At 60.7% G+C, this 16,023-nt stretch carries 15 protein-coding genes; 14 read left to right on the top strand and 1 reads right to left on the bottom strand.

Going from position 1 to position 16,023, the window contains the following annotated elements:
- Window positions 1-3: 3 nt before the first annotated feature.
- The 14 genes from HBH1_RS23380 to HBH1_RS23315 all read left to right on the top strand — a co-directional run bounded on the left by HBH1_RS23380 (window position 4) and on the right by HBH1_RS23315 (window position 15,259).
- Window positions 4-600: an NADH-quinone oxidoreductase subunit C gene (locus tag HBH1_RS23380; RefSeq protein WP_039876418.1), complete on the top strand. Its 597-nt coding sequence runs from the start codon at window positions 4-6 to the stop codon at window positions 598-600.
- A complete protein-coding gene (locus HBH1_RS23375) occupies window positions 600-1,853 on the top strand; it encodes an NADH-quinone oxidoreductase subunit D (RefSeq protein WP_102664570.1) in 1,254 nt (417 codons plus the stop codon). The genes HBH1_RS23380 and HBH1_RS23375 overlap by 1 nt, the downstream gene beginning before the upstream one ends.
- A gap of 92 nt (window positions 1,854-1,945) precedes the next feature.
- Window positions 1,946-2,437: an NADH-quinone oxidoreductase subunit NuoE gene (gene nuoE / locus HBH1_RS23370; protein WP_006712943.1), complete on the top strand. Its 492-nt coding sequence runs from the start codon at window positions 1,946-1,948 to the stop codon at window positions 2,435-2,437.
- On the top strand, window positions 2,434-3,729 hold the full coding sequence (nuoF, locus tag HBH1_RS23365; RefSeq protein ID WP_006712944.1) for an NADH-quinone oxidoreductase subunit NuoF: 1,296 nt from the start codon (window positions 2,434-2,436) through the stop codon (window positions 3,727-3,729). Before nuoE ends, nuoF begins: the two co-directional genes overlap by 4 nt.
- 83 nt (window positions 3,730-3,812) lie before the next feature.
- Window positions 3,813-6,140 carry an NADH-quinone oxidoreductase subunit NuoG gene (gene nuoG, locus HBH1_RS23360; protein ID WP_102664569.1) on the top strand — a complete coding sequence of 776 codons (2,328 nt, stop codon included), beginning with the start codon at window positions 3,813-3,815 and terminating at the stop codon, window positions 6,138-6,140.
- A 2-nt stretch (window positions 6,141-6,142) separates the two neighbouring features.
- Window positions 6,143-7,213, top strand: a complete 1,071-nt coding sequence (gene nuoH, locus HBH1_RS23355) for an NADH-quinone oxidoreductase subunit NuoH (RefSeq protein ID WP_006712946.1) — start codon at window positions 6,143-6,145, stop codon at window positions 7,211-7,213.
- 21 nt (window positions 7,214-7,234) lie between these two features.
- Window positions 7,235-7,723, top strand: coding sequence for an NADH-quinone oxidoreductase subunit NuoI (gene nuoI, locus HBH1_RS23350; protein ID WP_006712947.1), 489 nt, complete (start codon window positions 7,235-7,237; stop codon window positions 7,721-7,723).
- A gap of 136 nt (window positions 7,724-7,859) precedes the next feature.
- Complete coding sequence (locus HBH1_RS23345) at window positions 7,860-8,519, top strand: NADH-quinone oxidoreductase subunit J (protein WP_077235635.1); 660 nt, start codon at window positions 7,860-7,862, stop codon at window positions 8,517-8,519.
- Between the two features lie 18 nt (window positions 8,520-8,537).
- Window positions 8,538-8,846, top strand: coding sequence for an NADH-quinone oxidoreductase subunit NuoK (gene nuoK, locus HBH1_RS23340; RefSeq protein WP_006712949.1), 309 nt, complete (start codon window positions 8,538-8,540; stop codon window positions 8,844-8,846).
- Between the two features lie 115 nt (window positions 8,847-8,961).
- Window positions 8,962-11,061 (top strand): NADH-quinone oxidoreductase subunit L, encoded by a 2,100-nt coding sequence (gene nuoL, locus HBH1_RS23335; RefSeq protein ID WP_102664568.1) that lies wholly within the window; start codon window positions 8,962-8,964, stop codon window positions 11,059-11,061.
- Between the two features lie 22 nt (window positions 11,062-11,083).
- Entirely contained in the window at window positions 11,084-12,574 is a 1,491-nt protein-coding gene (locus tag HBH1_RS23330) for an NADH-quinone oxidoreductase subunit M (RefSeq protein WP_102664567.1), read from the top strand.
- A gap of 158 nt (window positions 12,575-12,732) precedes the next feature.
- Window positions 12,733-14,241, top strand: a complete 1,509-nt coding sequence (gene nuoN, locus HBH1_RS23325; protein WP_102664566.1) for an NADH-quinone oxidoreductase subunit NuoN — start codon at window positions 12,733-12,735, stop codon at window positions 14,239-14,241.
- Window positions 14,242-14,253: 12 nt separating this feature from the next.
- Window positions 14,254-14,568: a DUF2818 family protein gene (locus HBH1_RS23320; RefSeq protein ID WP_102664565.1), complete on the top strand. Its 315-nt coding sequence runs from the start codon at window positions 14,254-14,256 to the stop codon at window positions 14,566-14,568.
- 115 nt (window positions 14,569-14,683) lie between these two features.
- Window positions 14,684-15,259, top strand: a complete 576-nt coding sequence (locus tag HBH1_RS23315; protein WP_102664564.1) for an NUDIX domain-containing protein — start codon at window positions 14,684-14,686, stop codon at window positions 15,257-15,259.
- A 63-nt stretch (window positions 15,260-15,322) separates the two neighbouring features.
- Here the strand turns inward: HBH1_RS23315 and HBH1_RS23310 are convergent.
- Window positions 15,323-16,023 (bottom strand): electron transfer flavoprotein-ubiquinone oxidoreductase (locus HBH1_RS23310; RefSeq protein WP_199181647.1); only part of this gene is annotated, 701 nt, incomplete at its 5' end.

Raw genomic sequence — 16,023 nt, 5'->3', positions numbered from 1 at the left:
AGTATGACGACAAAATTGGAAACTCTCGAAGCCGCCCTGCGTAATGCGCTTGGAGGGTATCTTCAGAATCTGACCGTGGCCCTCGGTGAAGTCACCGTGGTGGTCAAGGCGGCCGACTATCTGTCGGCCATGCGCGTTCTGCGCGACCACGCCGACACCCGCTTCGAACAGCTGCTCGATCTGTGCGGCGTGGACTATTCGACCTATGGCGACGGCGCCTGGGAAGGCCCGCGCTTTGCCGTGGTGTCGCACCTGATGTCGATTGCGCACAACTGGCGCGTGCGTGTGCGCGTGTTCGCACCGGATGACGACCTGCCCATCGTGGCCTCGGTGGACCCGATCTGGAACTCGGCTGGCTGGTACGAACGCGAAGCCTTCGACTTCTACGGCATCCTGTTCGACGGCCATCCCGACCTGCGCCGCATTCTGACCGACTATGGCTTCATCGGCCACCCGTTCCGCAAGGACTTCCCGGTGTCGGGCTATGTCGAAATGCGCTACGACGCCGAACAGAAACGCGTCATCTATCAACCCGTGACGATCGAGCCGCGCGAAATCACCCCGCGCATCATTCGTGAAGAAAACTACGGGATCAAATAATGGCAGAGATCAAAAACTATACGCTGAACTTCGGTCCCCAGCACCCGGCCGCGCACGGTGTGCTGCGTCTGGTGCTGGAGCTGGACGGTGAAGTCATCCAGCGCGCCGACCCCCATATCGGCCTGCTGCATCGTGGCACCGAAAAGCTGGCCGAGCAGAAGACCTTCCTGCAGTCCGTGCCCTACATGGACCGCCTGGACTACGTCTCGATGATGAGCAACGAGCACGGTTACGTGCTGGCCATCGAACGTCTGCTGGGTCTGGAAGTGCCGCTGCGCGCGCAGTACATCCGCGTGATGTTCGACGAGATCACCCGCTTGCTGAACCACCTGATGTGGATCGGCGCGCACGCGCTGGACGTGGGCGCGATGGGCGTGCTGCTGTATGCCTTCCGCGAACGCGAAGACCTGTTCGACTGCTACGAAGCCGTCTCCGGCGCCCGCATGCACGCGGCCTACTATCGCCCGGGTGGTGTCTATCGTGACCTGCCGGACAGCATGCCGCAGTACAAGGCATCGATCGTGCGCAATGACAAGGCCATCCGCGAGCTGAACGAAAACCGTCAGGGTTCGCTGCTGGACTTCATCGAAGACTTCACCAATCGTTTCCCGACCTACGTCGACGAATACGAGACCCTGCTGACCGATAACCGTATCTGGAAGCAGCGTCTGGTGGGCGTGGGTGTGGTCTCGCCGGAACGTGCGCTGCAGATGGGCTTCTCCGGTCCGATGCTGCGTGGTTCGGGCATCGCCTGGGACCTGCGCAAGAAGCAGCCGTACGAGGTCTACGACCTGATGGACTTCGATATCCCCGTGGGCAAGAACGGTGACTGCTACGACCGTTACCTGGTGCGCGTGGCTGAAATGCGCCAGTCCAACCGCATCATCAAGCAGTGCGTGGAATGGTTGCGCAACAACCCGGGTCCGGTTATCACCGACAACCACAAGATCGCTCCTCCCAAGCGTGCGGACATGAAGTCCAACATGGAAGACCTGATCCACCACTTCAAGCTGTTCACCGAAGGTTTCCGCGTGCCTGCCGGCGAAGCGTATGCCGCCGTCGAGCATCCGAAGGGTGAGTTCGGTATCTACCTGGTCTCGGATGGTGCCAACAAGCCGTACCGCCTGAAGATCCGTGCGCCGGGCTTTGCCCACCTGCAGGCCCTGAACGAAATGGCCAAGGGTCACATGATTGCCGACGCGGTCACCATCATCGGTACCCAGGACATCGTGTTCGGGGAAATCGACCGGTAAGTCGAACGAGAGTAAGAGTCAAGGCGGGCTTCGATGAGAAGCCCGTCAGGTTTGGGGAATATCCAATAACCGCGCAGTAATGATGCGCATGGATGGCCAACGATATGCTGTTAAGTCAAGAAGCCCTTAAGAAGATCGATCGCGAACTCGCGAAATACCCGGCGGATCAACGCCAGTCTGCGGTCATGTCCGCACTGCGTATCGCCCAGGTGGAACATGGCTGGTTGCCGGCCGAGTTGCAGCAGGAAATCGCCGACTACATCGGCATGCCCGCCGTGGCTGTGCAGGAAGTCGCGACCTTCTACAACATGTTCAACACCAGCCCGGTGGGCAAGCACAAGATCACCGTGTGCACCAACCTGCCGTGTCTGCTGTCGGGTGGCGAACGTGCCGCCCATCACCTGAAGCACAAGCTGGGCATCGATTATCGTGAAACCACGGCCGACGGCCAGTTCACGCTGATGGAAGGCGAATGCATGGGCGCCTGCGGCGACGCACCGGTCATGCTGGTCAACAACCATCAGATGTGCAGCTGGATGTCCAACGAAAAGATCGACGCGCTGCTGGAGGAACTGAAGAAATGACCTGCCTGCACGACCGCCACATCAAACCGCTGATCCTCGCCGACCTGAATGGCGAGAACTGGCACCTCGAGGATTACGTCAAGCGCGGGGGCTATGAGTCGCTCAAGCGCATCCTCAACGACAAGATCACGCCCGAACAAGTCATCGCCGACCTCAAGGCCTCCGGCCTGCGTGGTCGCGGTGGCGCAGGTTTCCCGACCGGCCTGAAGTGGAGCTTCATGCCGCGTCAGTTCCCGGGTCAGAAGTACCTCGTCTGCAATACAGATGAAGGCGAGCCGGGTACCTTCAAGGACCGTGACATCATTCGTTACAATCCGCACGCGCTGATCGAAGGCATGATCATCGGCGGTTACGCGATGGGTATCACCGTCGGCTACAACTACATCCACGGCGAGATCTTCGCCGAGTACGAGCGCTTCGAGGCTGCTCTGGAAGAGGCGCGCGCCGCCGGCTTCCTGGGTGACAACATCCTCGGTACCGGCTTCAGCTTCCAGCTGCATGCGCACCATGGTTACGGTGCCTACATCTGCGGCGAAGAAACGGCGCTGCTGGAATCGCTGGAAGGCAAGAAGGGGCAGCCGCGCTTCAAGCCGCCGTTCCCTGCCAGCTTCGGCCTGTATGGCAAGCCGACCACCATCAACAACACCGAGACCTTTGCGGCCGTGCCGTTCATCTTCCAGGTAGGCCCGCAGGCCTACGCCGAGATGGGCAAGCCCAACAACGGCGGCACCAAGATCTTCTCGATCTCGGGCGACGTCGAGCGTCCGGGCAACTACGAGATTCCGCTGGGCACACCGTTCTCCACCCTGCTGGAACTGGCAGGTGGCATGCGCGGCGGCAAGAAGATCAAGGCAGTCATTCCTGGCGGCTCGTCCGCTCCGGTGATCCGTGGCGATGTCATGATGGATACCACCATGGACTACGACGCCATCGCCAAGGCCGGCTCGATGCTGGGTTCGGGCGCGGTGATCGTGATGGACGAGACCCGTTGCATGGTCAAGTCGCTGCTGCGCCTGTCCTACTTCTACTACGAAGAATCCTGCGGCCAGTGCACGCCGTGCCGCGAAGGCACCGGCTGGATGTACCGCATGGTGGAGCGTATCGAGAACGGTCACGGCAAGATGGAAGATCTGGACGTGCTCAACTCGGTGGCTGACAACATCCAGGGGCGCACCATCTGTGCGCTGGGTGATGCAGCGGCCATGCCGGTACGCGCGTTCGTGAAGAATTTCCGCGAAGAGTTCGAGTACCACATCGAGCACAAACACTGCCTGGTTCCGGCATACATCTGAACAGGGCAGGGGATGCCGGGCGGAATGCGATGAGCCTTCCGCCGGTATCGTTGGCAAAGAATATTTAGCTTGGGCAAACAGCCATGGTTGAAATCGAAATAGACGGCAAGAAGGTTGAAGTGCAGGAAGGCAGCATGGTCATGGACGCTGCCAACAAGATCGGCACGTACATCCCTCACTTCTGCTATCACAAGAAACTGTCCATCGCGGCCAACTGCCGCATGTGCCTGGTCGAGGTCGAAAAGGCCCCGAAGCCGCTGCCTGCCTGCGCCACGCCCGTGAACAACGGCATGATCGTGCGCACCGCCAGCGACAAGGCCGTCAAGGCCCAGAAGGGCGTGATGGAATTCCTCCTGATCAACCACCCGCTGGATTGCCCCATCTGCGACCAGGGCGGTGAGTGCCAGCTGCAGGATCTGGCCGTCGGTTACGGCGGTTCTTCCTCGCGCTACCAGGAAGAAAAGCGTGTCGTGGAGCCCAAGGACGTCGGTCCGCTGATCTCCATGAAGGAAATGAACCGCTGCATCCACTGCACCCGCTGTGTGCGTTTCGGCCAGGAAGTGGCCGGCGTGATGGAGCTGGGCATGCTGGGTCGCGGTGAACACTCCGAGATCACTACCTTCGTCGGCAAGACCGTGGACTCCGAGCTGTCGGGCAACATGATCGACCTGTGCCCGGTCGGCGCCCTGACCTCCAAGCCGTTCCGCTACAGCGCCCGTACCTGGGAACTGTCGCGTCGCAAGTCGGTGAGCCCGCACGACAGCGTCGGCGCCAACCTGATCGTCCAGGTCAAGGGCGGCAAGGTCATGCGCGTGCTGCCCTTCGAGAACGAAGAGGTCAACGAGTGCTGGATCTCCGACAAGGACCGTTTCTCCTATGAGTCCCTGGACAGCGCCGAGCGCCTGACCAAGCCCATGCTGAAGCAAGACGGCAAGTGGCAGGAAGTGGATTGGCAGACCGCGCTGGAATACGTTGCCCACGGCCTGCGCAACATCCGTCATGAACATGGTGCCGATGCCATCGCCGCACTGGGTACCCCGTACTCCACGCTGGAAGAACTGAACCTGCTGCAGAAGGTGGTGCGCGGTGTGGGTTCGGACAACGTCGACTTCCGCCTGCGTCAGTCCGACTTCGCCCTGGATGGCCAGATCAAGCCGTGGCTGGGCATGTCCATCGTCGAGTTCTCGCAGCTGAACCGCGTCTTCGTGATCGGTTCCTTCCTGCGCAAGGACCACCCGCTGCTGTCGGCCCGCCTGCGCCAGTCCGTCAAGAGCGGTGCCAAGCTCAGTGTGCTGCACGCGACAGACGACGACCTGCTGATGCCGGTTGCCAACAAGATCATCGCCGCTCCTTCGGCATGGCTGTCCGCCCTGGCCGAAGTGGCCGTGGCCGTGGCCGAAGCCAAGGGCGTGGCCGCGCCCGCCGCCTATGCCGGCGTGACCGCCTCCGATGCCGCCAAGGCCACCGCCGCCAGCCTGCTGTCGGGCGAAGGCCGTGCCGTGTTCCTGGGCAATGCCGCCGTCCAGCATCCGCAAGCTGCACAACTGCATGCTGCGGCCCAATGGATCGCTGAACAGACCGGTGCCAAGCTGGGTGTGCTGACCGAAGGCGGCAACGCCGTCGGTGGTTACCTGGCCAACGCCGTGCCGACCCCGGGCAAGGGTGCCAACGCTGCCGCCGTGTTCGCACAGCCGCGCAAGGCCTACCTGCTGCTGAACGCCGAGCCGGAACTGGACAGCCATGACCCGCAAGCTGCGCGTGCTGCGCTGGACCAGGCCGAGATGGTCGTGGTCATGTCGGCCTTCAAGCATGGTGCCGACTACGCCGACGTCCTGCTGCCGATCGCTCCGTTCACCGAAACCTCCGGCACCTTCGTCAACGCCGAAGGCCGTGCACAAAGCTTCAACGGTACCGTCAAGCCGGCCGGCGATGCGCGTCCGGGCTGGAAGGTCCTGCGCGTGCTGGGTAACCTGCTGGAACTGGAAAACTTCGACTACGAGACTTCCGAATCCATCCGCGATGAGCTGCTGGGCAAGGAAACCGACCTGTCGGCCCGCCTGAACAACACCGCCTCCGTGCAGCTGCAGGCAGTTGCTGCGGCCACCGGTACCGTGGAACGCGTGGCCGATGTGCCCATCTACTTCGCCGATGCCGTTGCCCGTCGTTCCGCACCGCTGCTGGAAACCCGCGATGGCCAGGCGCCCAAGGCATGGCTGTCGGCTGCACTGGCGACCAAGCTGGGCGTGGCCGAAGGCGACCAGGTCAAGGTCAAGCAAGGCTCCGGCAGCGCTGCGCTGACTGCAGCTATCGATAAGAAACTGCCGGAAAACGTGGTCCGCGTCGCTGCTGCGCACGCCTCCACCGCTGCACTGGGCGGCATGTTTGGCGCAATCGTCGTGGAGAAAGCGTAAAAATGGATCACCTGATCGCCCAAATCAACAACGTAGGCCCGGCCTACCTGGGTCCGACCCTGTTCACCCTGGTGTGGACGCTGGTCAAGATCCTGGTGGTGATGGTGCCGCTGCTGGTGTGCGTGGCCTACATGACCTACTGGGAGCGCAAGCTGATCGGCTGGATGCACGTGCGTCTGGGCCCGAACCGCGTCGGTCCTGCCGGTCTGCTGCAGCCTATCGCTGACGCCGTCAAGCTGATCTTCAAGGAAATCTCGACCCCGTCCAAGGCCAACAAGGCGCTGTTCTACCTGGCCCCGGTGATGACCATCATGCCGGCGCTGGCCGCCTGGGCCGTGGTGCCGTTCTCGCCCGAGCACGTGCTGGCCAACGTCAACGCCGGCCTGCTGTACCTGATGGCCATCACCTCGATGGAAGTCTACGGCATCATCATCGCCGGCTGGGCCTCCAACTCGAAGTACGCCTTCCTGGGTGCCATGCGCGCTTCGGCACAGATGGTGTCCTACGAAATCTCCATGGGCTTCTGCCTGGTGGTGGTGCTGATGGTCTCGGGCAGCCTGAACATGACTGACATCGTCATGGGCCAGACCACCGGTCATTTCGCCAGCATGGGTCTGAACTTCCTGTCCTGGAACTGGCTGCCGCTGCTGCCGATCTTCGTGATCTACTTCGTCTCCGGCGTGGCCGAGACCAACCGTCACCCGTTCGACGTGGTGGAAGGTGAATCCGAAATCGTGGCCGGTCACATGATCGAATACTCGGGCATGTCCTTCGCCATGTTCTTCCTGGCGGAATACGCCGCGATGATCCTGATCTCGATCCTGACCGCACTGCTGTTCTTCGGTGGCTGGTCGGCTCCGGTATCGGCGCTGGACTTCATCCCGGGCTGGATCTGGCTGGGCTTGAAGACCTTCTTCTTCCTGTCGCTGTATGTGTGGATTCGTGCATCGTTCCCGCGCTACCGCTATGACCAGATCATGCGTCTGGGCTGGAAAGTGTTCATTCCGCTGACCCTGGTGTGGCTGGTGGTCGTGGCGATCTGGATTCAGTCGCCGTGGAATATCTGGAAATAAGTTGGAAGGCTGAGGCTAAAAATGGAAGCTATTAAGGATTTTTTCGGCAGCCTGATGCTCCGCGAGCTGTTCAAGGGCCTGGCCCTGACCGGTCGCTACCTGTTCAAGCGCAAGATCACGGTGCAATTCCCCGAGGAAAAGACACCGATGTCGCCGCGTTTCCGTGGTCTGCACGCACTGCGTCGCTATCCCAACGGTGAAGAACGCTGCATCGCCTGCAAGCTGTGCGAAGCGGTCTGCCCGGCGATGGCCATTACCATCGAATCCGAGCAGCGTGCCGACGGTACCCGTCGCACCAGCCGCTACGATATCGACCTGACCAAGTGCATCTTCTGCGGTTTCTGCGAAGAATCCTGCCCGGTCGACTCGATCGTTGAAACGCACATCCTGGAATACCACGGTGAAAAGCGGGGCGACCTGTACTACACCAAGGAAATGCTGCTGGCAGTGGGAGACCGTTACGAAAACGAAATCGCCGCCGCCCGCGCCGCTGACGCCGCCTACCGTTGATCGGTACTGCCGGGCCACCTGAGGGCGGCCGGGCAGGGTGGTGGAAGGCTGGCAGGAATCTGTTGGATGTATTGCGATGGGATGGCCGTAGCTGCGGTCCCCCGTGCTGATTGAATGAACCAACTTCTGGTTGATTATGGAATTTAAAACTGTCTTGTTCTACGTGTTCGCGGTGATCCTGGTGATTGCCGCCGTACGCGTCATCACGGCCCGCAACCCGGTGCATGCCGCGCTGTTCCTGGTGCTGTCCTTCTTCTCGGCAGCCGGTCTCTGGATGCTGCTCAAGGCCGAATTCCTGGCCATCGTGCTGGTGCTGGTCTACGTCGGCGCGGTGATGGTGCTATTCCTGTTCGTGGTGATGATGCTCGATATCAACCTGGACAAGCTGCGCGAAGGCTTCTGGGGTTACTTCCCGCTGGCTGCCACCATCGGCGTGATCATTGTGCTGGAGATGGCCGCGGTCCTGCTGCGCAGCTTCTGGGTGTCCGAATCGCAGGTGCCGGCCGCCTCCGACACGCTGGGTCAGACCAAGCCGCTGGGCAAGCTGATCTTCACCGAATACGTGTACGCCTTCGAAATCGCCGCCGTGATCCTGCTGGTGGCCATCGTTGCCGCAGTGGCACTGACCCTGCGCAAGCGCAAGGACAGCAAGTACTTCGACCCGGCCCAGGCGGTCAAGGTCAAGGCATCGGACCGCGTGCGTCTGGTCAGCATGCCTGCCGAATCCACCCGCAACGCGCCGGCCACCGATGCCGCCGTCGTGGCCGACAAGCCGGCCGCCGGTCAACAATCTTAAGAAGGGCGAACAAGAATCATGGCAATCACGCTCTCCCACTACCTGATCATCGGCGCGATCCTGTTCGCGATCTCGATCGTCGGTATTTTCCTGAACCGCAAGAACATCATCGTGCTGCTGATGGCGATCGAACTGATGCTGCTGGCGGTCAACATGAACTTCATTGCTTTCTCGCATTACCTCGGTGACGCGGGCGGACAGATCTTCGTGTTCTTCATCCTGACCGTGGCCGCGGCTGAGTCCGCGATCGGTCTGGCGATTCTGGTGGTGCTGTTCCGTAACCTGGATACCATCAACGTGGAAGACCTCGATAGCCTCAAGGGCTGAGTCGGCATCCGCAGCATCCTGTTTTTGCGTTCTGGTTTGGATTTCATTTAAAGATGGGAGGCCCCCTTGCAGCAGATGGTGCAAGCGGGGCAGCCAATAAGCGATAAGGTTCATCATGGCTGGGCAACTTAACCCACATCTTCTTCTTGCTGTACCCCTGGCGCCGCTGGCAGGCTCGGCCATTGCCGGTCTGCTGGGTACCAAATTCTTCGGCAACGTGGTTGGCCGCAAGGTGTCGCACACCGTGACCATCCTCGGCGTGCTGATCGCCGCCATCATCTCGATCCAGACCCTGCTTGCAGTGCTGGACGGCGCCACCTACAACGGTACGCTGTACAACTGGATGACGGTGGCAGGTCTCAAGCTGGAGATCGGCTTCATGGTCGACAGCCTGACCGCGATGATGATGTGCGTGGTGACCTTCGTCTCCCTGATGGTCCACATCTACACCATCGGCTACATGGCCGAGGATGAGGGCTACAACCGCTTCTTCTCCTACATCTCGCTGTTCACCTTCTCCATGCTCATGCTGGTCATGAGCAACAACTTCCTGCAACTGTTCTTCGGTTGGGAAGCGGTGGGTCTGGTGTCCTACCTGCTGATCGGTTTCTGGTACACCCGTCCGACCGCCATCAAGGCCAACATGAAGGCCTTCCTGGTCAACCGTGTCGGTGACTTCGGCTTCATCCTGGGTATCGGCCTGCTGCTGGCCTACGCCGGTTCGATGAACTACAACGAAGTCTTCGCCAAGCGCGCCGAACTGGCCACGCTGACCCTGCCGGGTACCGACTGGATGCTGCTGACCGTGGCCTGCATCTGCCTGTTCGTGGGTGCGATGGGTAAATCGGCGCAGTTCCCGCTGCACGTCTGGCTGCCGGACTCGATGGAAGGTCCGACCCCGATTTCCGCGCTGATCCACGCCGCGACCATGGTGACGGCCGGTATCTTCATGGTGACCCGCATGTCGCCGCTGTTCGAACTGTCCGATACCGCACTGTCCTTCATCCTCGTGATCGGTGCCATTACGGCGCTGTTCATGGGCTTCCTGGGCACCATGCAGAATGACATCAAGCGCGTCGTGGCCTACTCCACGCTGTCGCAGCTGGGTTACATGACGGTCGCACTGGGTGCGTCGGCCTACTCGGTGGCCGTGTTCCACCTGATGACCCACGCCTTCTTCAAGGCATTGCTGTTCCTGGGTGCGGGTTCGGTCATCATCGGCATGCACCACGATCAGGACATGCGCAACATGGGCGGCCTGCGCAAGTACATGCCCATCACCTGGATCACCTCGCTGCTGGGTTCGCTGGCCCTGATCGGTACCCCGTTCTTCTCCGGCTTCTACTCCAAGGATTCGATCATCGAAGCTGCGGCCGAGTCGCACCTGCCGGGTTCGGGCTTCGCCTACTTCGCCGTGCTGGCCAGCGTGTTCGTGACCGCCTTCTACTCGTTCCGCATGTACTTCATGGTCTTCCATGGCAAGGAACGTTTCGGCCAGGCCCATGCACATGACGAGCATCACGCACCGGCTGCCGCTCATGGCGTGCATGACGACCACGCTCATGACGCGCATGATGCCCATGACGATCATGGTCACGATGAACATCACCATGGTCTGGCTCCTGGACAGAAGCCGCACGAGTCGCCGCTGGTGGTGACCCTGCCGCTGATCCTGCTGGCCATCCCCTCGGTCATCGTCGGTTTCTTCGCGATCTCGCCGATGCTGTATGGCGATTTCTTCAAGGGCGTGATCTTCTTCGGTGAAAACCACAAGGTCATGGAAGAGCTGGCCCACGAATACCACGGTCCGGTGGCCATGGTGCTGCATGCCTTCACCAGCGCGCCGCTGTGGCTGGCCATTGCAGGTGTGGTCGTGGCCTACTACTGCTACATGATCAACCCGCGTGTTCCGGCCTGGTTCAAGGAAAAGTTCAGCATCATCTACACCATCTTGGACAACAAGTACTACATGGACAAGTTCAACGAAGTCGTCTTCGCTGGCGGTGCCCGCCTGCTGGGCAGCGGCCTTTCCACCGTGGGCGACCGCGGCCTGATCGACGGCCTGTTCGTCAACGGCAGCGCCAAGGTTGTTGGCTGGTTCTCGAAATTCACGCGTCTCTGGCAGTCCGGTTACATCTATCACTATGCATTCGTGATGATCATCGGGGTGCTGGGTTTCCTGGTGTGGTTCATGCCGTTCCCGTTCGCCAAATAAGCTGTCCGAGTCAATAACAACCATGATGCAGTCAACATTTCCCATCCTGAGCGTCGCGATCTGGGTTCCGATCGTCTTCGGCATACTCGTCCTGGCATTGGGCCGCGACAGCAATCCGGCGCTGAGCCGCTGGCTGGCGCTGTTCGGTTCGCTGGTCGGCCTGGTCGTTACTTTCCCTCTGATCCAGCATTTCGATCCGCTGGCGCACGGTTACCAGTTCGTCGAAAAGACCCCCTGGATCGACCGCTTCAACATCAGCTACTTCCTCGGACTGGACGGTATCTCGCTGTGGTTCGTACCGCTGACCGCCTTCATCACGGTCATCGTGGTGCTGGCCGGCTGGGTGGTGATCCAGAAGCGTGTCGCCCAGTACATGGGTGCCTTCCTGATCCTCTCGGGCATCATGATCGGCGTCTTCTCCTCGCTGGATGCGATGCTGTTCTACGCCTTCTTCGAAGCGACCCTGATCCCGATGTTCATCATCGTGGGCGTCTGGGGCGGTGACAACCGCGTGTACGCAGCCTTCAAGCTGTTCCTGTACACGCTGCTGGGTTCGCTCCTGATGCTGATCGCGCTGATCTACCTGTACTACGTGTCCGGTGGCAGCTTCGAGATCCCGACCTGGCATCAGGTGCCGCTGTCGATGCTGGAGCAGAAGATCCTGTTCTTCGCCTTCCTGGCCGCCTTCGCCGTGAAGGTGCCGATGTGGCCGGTGCACACCTGGCTGCCGGATGCCCACGTGCAGGCGCCGACCGGCGGCTCCATCGTGCTGGCGGCGATCATGCTGAAGCTGGGCGCCTACGGTTTCCTGCGCTTCTCGCTGCCGATCCTGCCTGACGCCAGCCATGCATTGTCCGGCTTCATGATCTTCCTGTCGCTGGTGGCCGTGATCTACATCGGTCTGGTGGCACTGGTGCAGCAAGACATGAAGAAACTGGTGGCCTATTCGTCGATCGCCCACATGGGCTTCGTCACCCTGGGCTTCTTCATGTTCAACGACATGGCAGTGCAGGGCGGCATCGTGCAGATGATCTCGCACGGTTTCGTCTCCGGCGCCATGTTCATGTGTATCGGCGTGCTGTACGACCAGATGCATACCCGTGAGATTTCGCAGTACGGTGGTGTGGTCAACAAGATGCCGCGCTTCGCCTTCTTCTTCATCCTGTTCTCGCTGGCCAACTGCGGCCTGCCGGCCACCTCCGGTTTCGTCGGCGAGTTCATGGTGATCCTGGGTGCGGTGAAGTTCAACTTCTGGATCGGCCTGCTGGCGGCCACCGCCCTGATCCTGGGTGCGGCCTACTCGCTGTGGCTGGCCAAGCGCGTCATCTTCGGCGCCGTGACCAACCACCACGTGGCCGAGCTGGTCGATGTGAATGCCCGCGAGTTCTTCATCCTGGGTCTGCTGGCCATCGCTACCCTGGTCATGGGTATCTATCCCGGCATCATCACCGACAGCATCCAGACTTCGGTGACCGACCTGTTGAAGCACGTGGCGGTCTCCAAGATCAACTGATCTGCGCAACAAAGATGTGAAGGGCGGGGCGCTTGCGTCCCGCCAGCCAGAAAGCTGGGCAACAACGAGTAACGAGACGAGCCGGTGTGACATTGCCGGTCGGGCGGCGCGACCGGAAGTCGCGACACAAGCGGGCGAACACAAGCGGTAGTAACTAAATGAATAACATGAATCTGATCCCTGTCTATCCGGAAATATTTCTGCTGATCGCGACTTCCGCGATCCTGCTGATCGATATGTTCCTGCCGGAAAGCAAGCGCGTCATCACCTATCTGCTGTCCCTGGCGGCGCTGGTGGTGTGCGCGGTATTGACCTTTGTCGATCTCAACAACGGTGCGACGGTCTACACGTTCAACAACATGTTCGTGTCCGATCCGCTGGCCAATCTGTTGAAGCTGTTCACCTACCTGGGTGTGGGTGTGACGCTGATCTACTCGCGCCAGTACAACACTGCGCGCGGCATCACCGGTGGCATGCTGGGCGGCGAATACTACGCCCTGGCGCTGTTTGCCCTGCTGGGCCAGATGGTCATGATTTCCGGCAACAGCTTCCTGTCCATCTACCTGGGCCTGGAACTGATGTCGCTGTCGCTGTACGCGCTGGTGGCCCTGCGTCGTGACCACGCCGCTTCCACCGAAGCCGGCATGAAGTATTTCATCCTGGGCGCGCTGGCTTCCGGCTTCCTGCTGTACGGCATGTCCATGCTGTATGGTGCGACCGGTGGCGCGCTGGAATTGAACGAAGTGTTCCGTGCCATCGTCTCCGGCACCGTCGACCGCACCCCGCTGGTGTTCGGCATCGTGTTCGTGGTGGCTGGCCTGGCCTTCAAGCTGGGTGCCGTTCCCTTCCACATGTGGGTGCCGGACGTCTACCAGGGTTCGCCGACTCCGGTGACCCTGCTGCTGGGTGCCGCTCCCAAGCTGGCCACTTTCGCCATCACCTTCCGTCTGCTGGTCGAAGGCATGCTGCCGCTGGCTGTGGACTGGCAGCAGATGCTGATGGTGCTGGCCGTGCTGTCCATCATCCTGGGTAACGTCACCGCCATCGCGCAGACCAACATCAAGCGCATGCTGGCCTACTCGACCATTTCGCATATGGGCTTCATGCTGTTGGGCATGATGTCCGGCGTGGTCGATGGCAACCTGTTCTCGGCCGTGAACGCCTACAGCTCGTCGCTGTTCTATGCGGTGACCTATGTGATCACCACGCTGGGTTCGTTCGGCGTGATCATCCTGCTGTCGCGCTCCGGTTTCGAGGCCGATACCCTGGAAGACTTCAAGGGTCTGAACCAGCGCAGCCCCTGGTTTGCTGCCGTGATGATGATCATGATGTTCTCGCTGGCCGGTATTCCTCCGCTGGTGGGCTTCTACGCCAAGCTGTCGGTGCTGCAGGCCGCCATGGCCACCGGCCAGATCTGGCTGCCGGTGCTGGCCGTGATCTTCTCGCTGATCGGTGCCTTCTACTACATCCGTGTAGTCAAGGTCATGTACTTCGATGAGCCGACCGATACCGCCAAGATCGTCGCCACACCGGAAATGCGCGTGGTGCTGAGCTTGAACGGTATCGCTGCCCTGGCCATCGGCCTGTGGCCGGGTCACCTGATGGATGCCTGCACCAATGCCATCGTGAGCACGCTGGCGACCTTCCTCAGCAAGGTCGTTGCGTAAGGAAGCAGGGAAATGAACGTTTCCCTGTTCAGCTGGATCGTGATCCTGTTGGCCGCCTTCGCGGCCAATTTGCCTTTCTTCAACCAGCAACTGTTCGGCCTCATCCCGCTCAAGCGTGATGCCGCCTGGGTCAAGCCGGTCTGGGTGCGGCTGATTGAGCTGGTGGTGCTGTATTTCGGCGTCGGCGTCGTGGCACATTTCCTGGAAGCAGGTATCGGCAACGTCTTTTCGCAGGGCTGGGAATTCTATGCCATCACCGGCTGTCTGTTCCTGGTGTTGGCCTATCCCGGTTACGTGATGCGCTACCTGCGCAAGCAGCACGCCTGAACCTGCCAGCAAGAGGCGTCGATCCTGGATCGGCGCCTTTTTTCCATCGTGGCCGCCATCCTCGTCCGGCAGCCAACCCCACTTCATTCCACCACTTTCACACCACGCTCACATCATGGACGCCCATCTCAAAGAGACGCAGAAAGACAGCCGCCAGGTCTACGAAGGTCATTTCCTCAAGGTTCAGAAGGACACCATCGTGCTGCCCGATGGCAAGGAAAGCACGCGGGAATACATCAAGCATCCCGGCGCCGTGACGGTGCTGCCCTTGTTCGACGACGGCAGCGTGCTGATGGAGCGCCAGTTCCGTTATCCGCTGGATCGTGTCTTCATCGAAGTGCCGGCGGGGAAGATCGATCCGGGCGAAGATACGCTGGAGTGTGCCAAGCGCGAGCTCAAGGAAGAGACCGGCTATACGGCTACCGAGTGGCAGTACGTCTGCACCATTCACAATGCCATCGCCTATTCTGACGAACATCTGGTGCTCTACCTGGCACGTGGACTGAAGGAAGGGGAGCGCGAACTGGATGAGGGCGAGTTCCTGGATGTCTACAAGGCGCCGCTTGCCGATTTGCTGGAACAGGTGCGCAACGGCCAGATTACCGACGTCAAGACTGTCATCGGCCTGTTCTGGCTGGAGAAGATCGTCAACGGTAGCTGGACGCCGCCGCAACGCCCGGCCGGCGTCTGACGACGGCAACATGCAAAAAGCCGCATCCGAGGATGCGGCTTTTGTTCTGATGGGGCAGGGTGCTTACATGCCCGAGTAGTTCGGCCCGCCACCGCCTTCAGGCGTGACCCAGACGATGTTCTGCGTCGGGTCCTTGATATCGCAGGTCTTGCAGTGCACGCAGTTCTGGGCGTTGATCTGCAGGCGGTCGGTGTTGTCCTCGTTCTTGACGAATTCATAGACACCTGCCGGGCAGTAGCGTGCTTCCGGGCCGGCGTACTTGGCCAGATTGATCTGGACCGGCACGGCCTTGTCCTTCAGCGTCAGGTGCGCGGGTTGGTCTTCACCATGGTTGGTATTGGAGATGAAGACCGAAGACAGGCGATCGAAGGTCAGCTTGCCATCCGGCTTGGGATAGGCGATCGGCGCAAAGTCGGCGGCCGGGCGCAGGCATTCGTGGTCGGCATGCGTATGGCGCAGGGTCCAGGGTGCCTTGCCACCGAACAGTACCTGATCAATCCCCACCAACAGCGTGCCGGCCACCAGACCCTTGCTCATCGAGGGCTTGAAGTTGCGGGCCTTGTGCAGTTCTTCCTTCAGCCAGGAAGCCTCGAAGGCGGCCGGGTAGGCCGACAGCTCGTCCGACTGGCGATTCTCGCCCAGGGCATTGAATGCCGCATCCGCTGCCAGCATGCCGCTCTTGATCGCCGCATGGCTGCCCTTGATGCGCGAGGCATTGAGGAAGCCGGCATCGCAACCCAGCAGCGCACCACCGGGGAACACCA

The sequence above is a fragment of the Herbaspirillum sp. BH-1 genome (genome assembly GCF_002870055.1).
GTDB classification, from domain to species: domain Bacteria; phylum Pseudomonadota; class Gammaproteobacteria; order Burkholderiales; family Burkholderiaceae_D; genus Herbaspirillum; species Herbaspirillum frisingense.
This window is presented reverse-complemented; position numbering and strand designations above follow the sequence as displayed.

Bases quoted from the DNA above. Each gene is read 5' to 3' on its own strand.
- nuoE (WP_006712943.1), top strand. From the start codon at position 1,946: ATGGCCAACGATATGCTGTTAAGTCAAGAAGCCCTTAAGAAGATCGAT.
- nuoG (WP_102664569.1), top strand. From the start codon at position 3,813: ATGGTTGAAATCGAAATAGACGGCAAGAAGGTTGAAGTGCAGGAAGGC.
- HBH1_RS23315 (WP_102664564.1), top strand. From the start codon at position 14,684: ATGGACGCCCATCTCAAAGAGACGCAGAAAGACAGCCGCCAGGTCTAC.
- nuoI (WP_006712947.1), top strand. From the start codon at position 7,235: ATGGAAGCTATTAAGGATTTTTTCGGCAGCCTGATGCTCCGCGAGCTG.
- HBH1_RS23380 (WP_039876418.1), top strand. From the start codon at position 4: ATGACGACAAAATTGGAAACTCTCGAAGCCGCCCTGCGTAATGCGCTT.
- nuoK (WP_006712949.1), top strand. From the start codon at position 8,538: ATGGCAATCACGCTCTCCCACTACCTGATCATCGGCGCGATCCTGTTC.
- HBH1_RS23345 (WP_077235635.1), top strand. From the start codon at position 7,860: ATGGAATTTAAAACTGTCTTGTTCTACGTGTTCGCGGTGATCCTGGTG.
- nuoH (WP_006712946.1), top strand. From the start codon at position 6,143: ATGGATCACCTGATCGCCCAAATCAACAACGTAGGCCCGGCCTACCTG.
- nuoN (WP_102664566.1), top strand. From the start codon at position 12,733: ATGAATAACATGAATCTGATCCCTGTCTATCCGGAAATATTTCTGCTG.
- HBH1_RS23320 (WP_102664565.1), top strand. From the start codon at position 14,254: ATGAACGTTTCCCTGTTCAGCTGGATCGTGATCCTGTTGGCCGCCTTC.
- nuoL (WP_102664568.1), top strand. From the start codon at position 8,962: ATGGCTGGGCAACTTAACCCACATCTTCTTCTTGCTGTACCCCTGGCG.
- nuoF (WP_006712944.1), top strand. From the start codon at position 2,434: ATGACCTGCCTGCACGACCGCCACATCAAACCGCTGATCCTCGCCGAC.
- HBH1_RS23330 (WP_102664567.1), top strand. From the start codon at position 11,084: ATGATGCAGTCAACATTTCCCATCCTGAGCGTCGCGATCTGGGTTCCG.
- HBH1_RS23375 (WP_102664570.1), top strand. From the start codon at position 600: ATGGCAGAGATCAAAAACTATACGCTGAACTTCGGTCCCCAGCACCCG.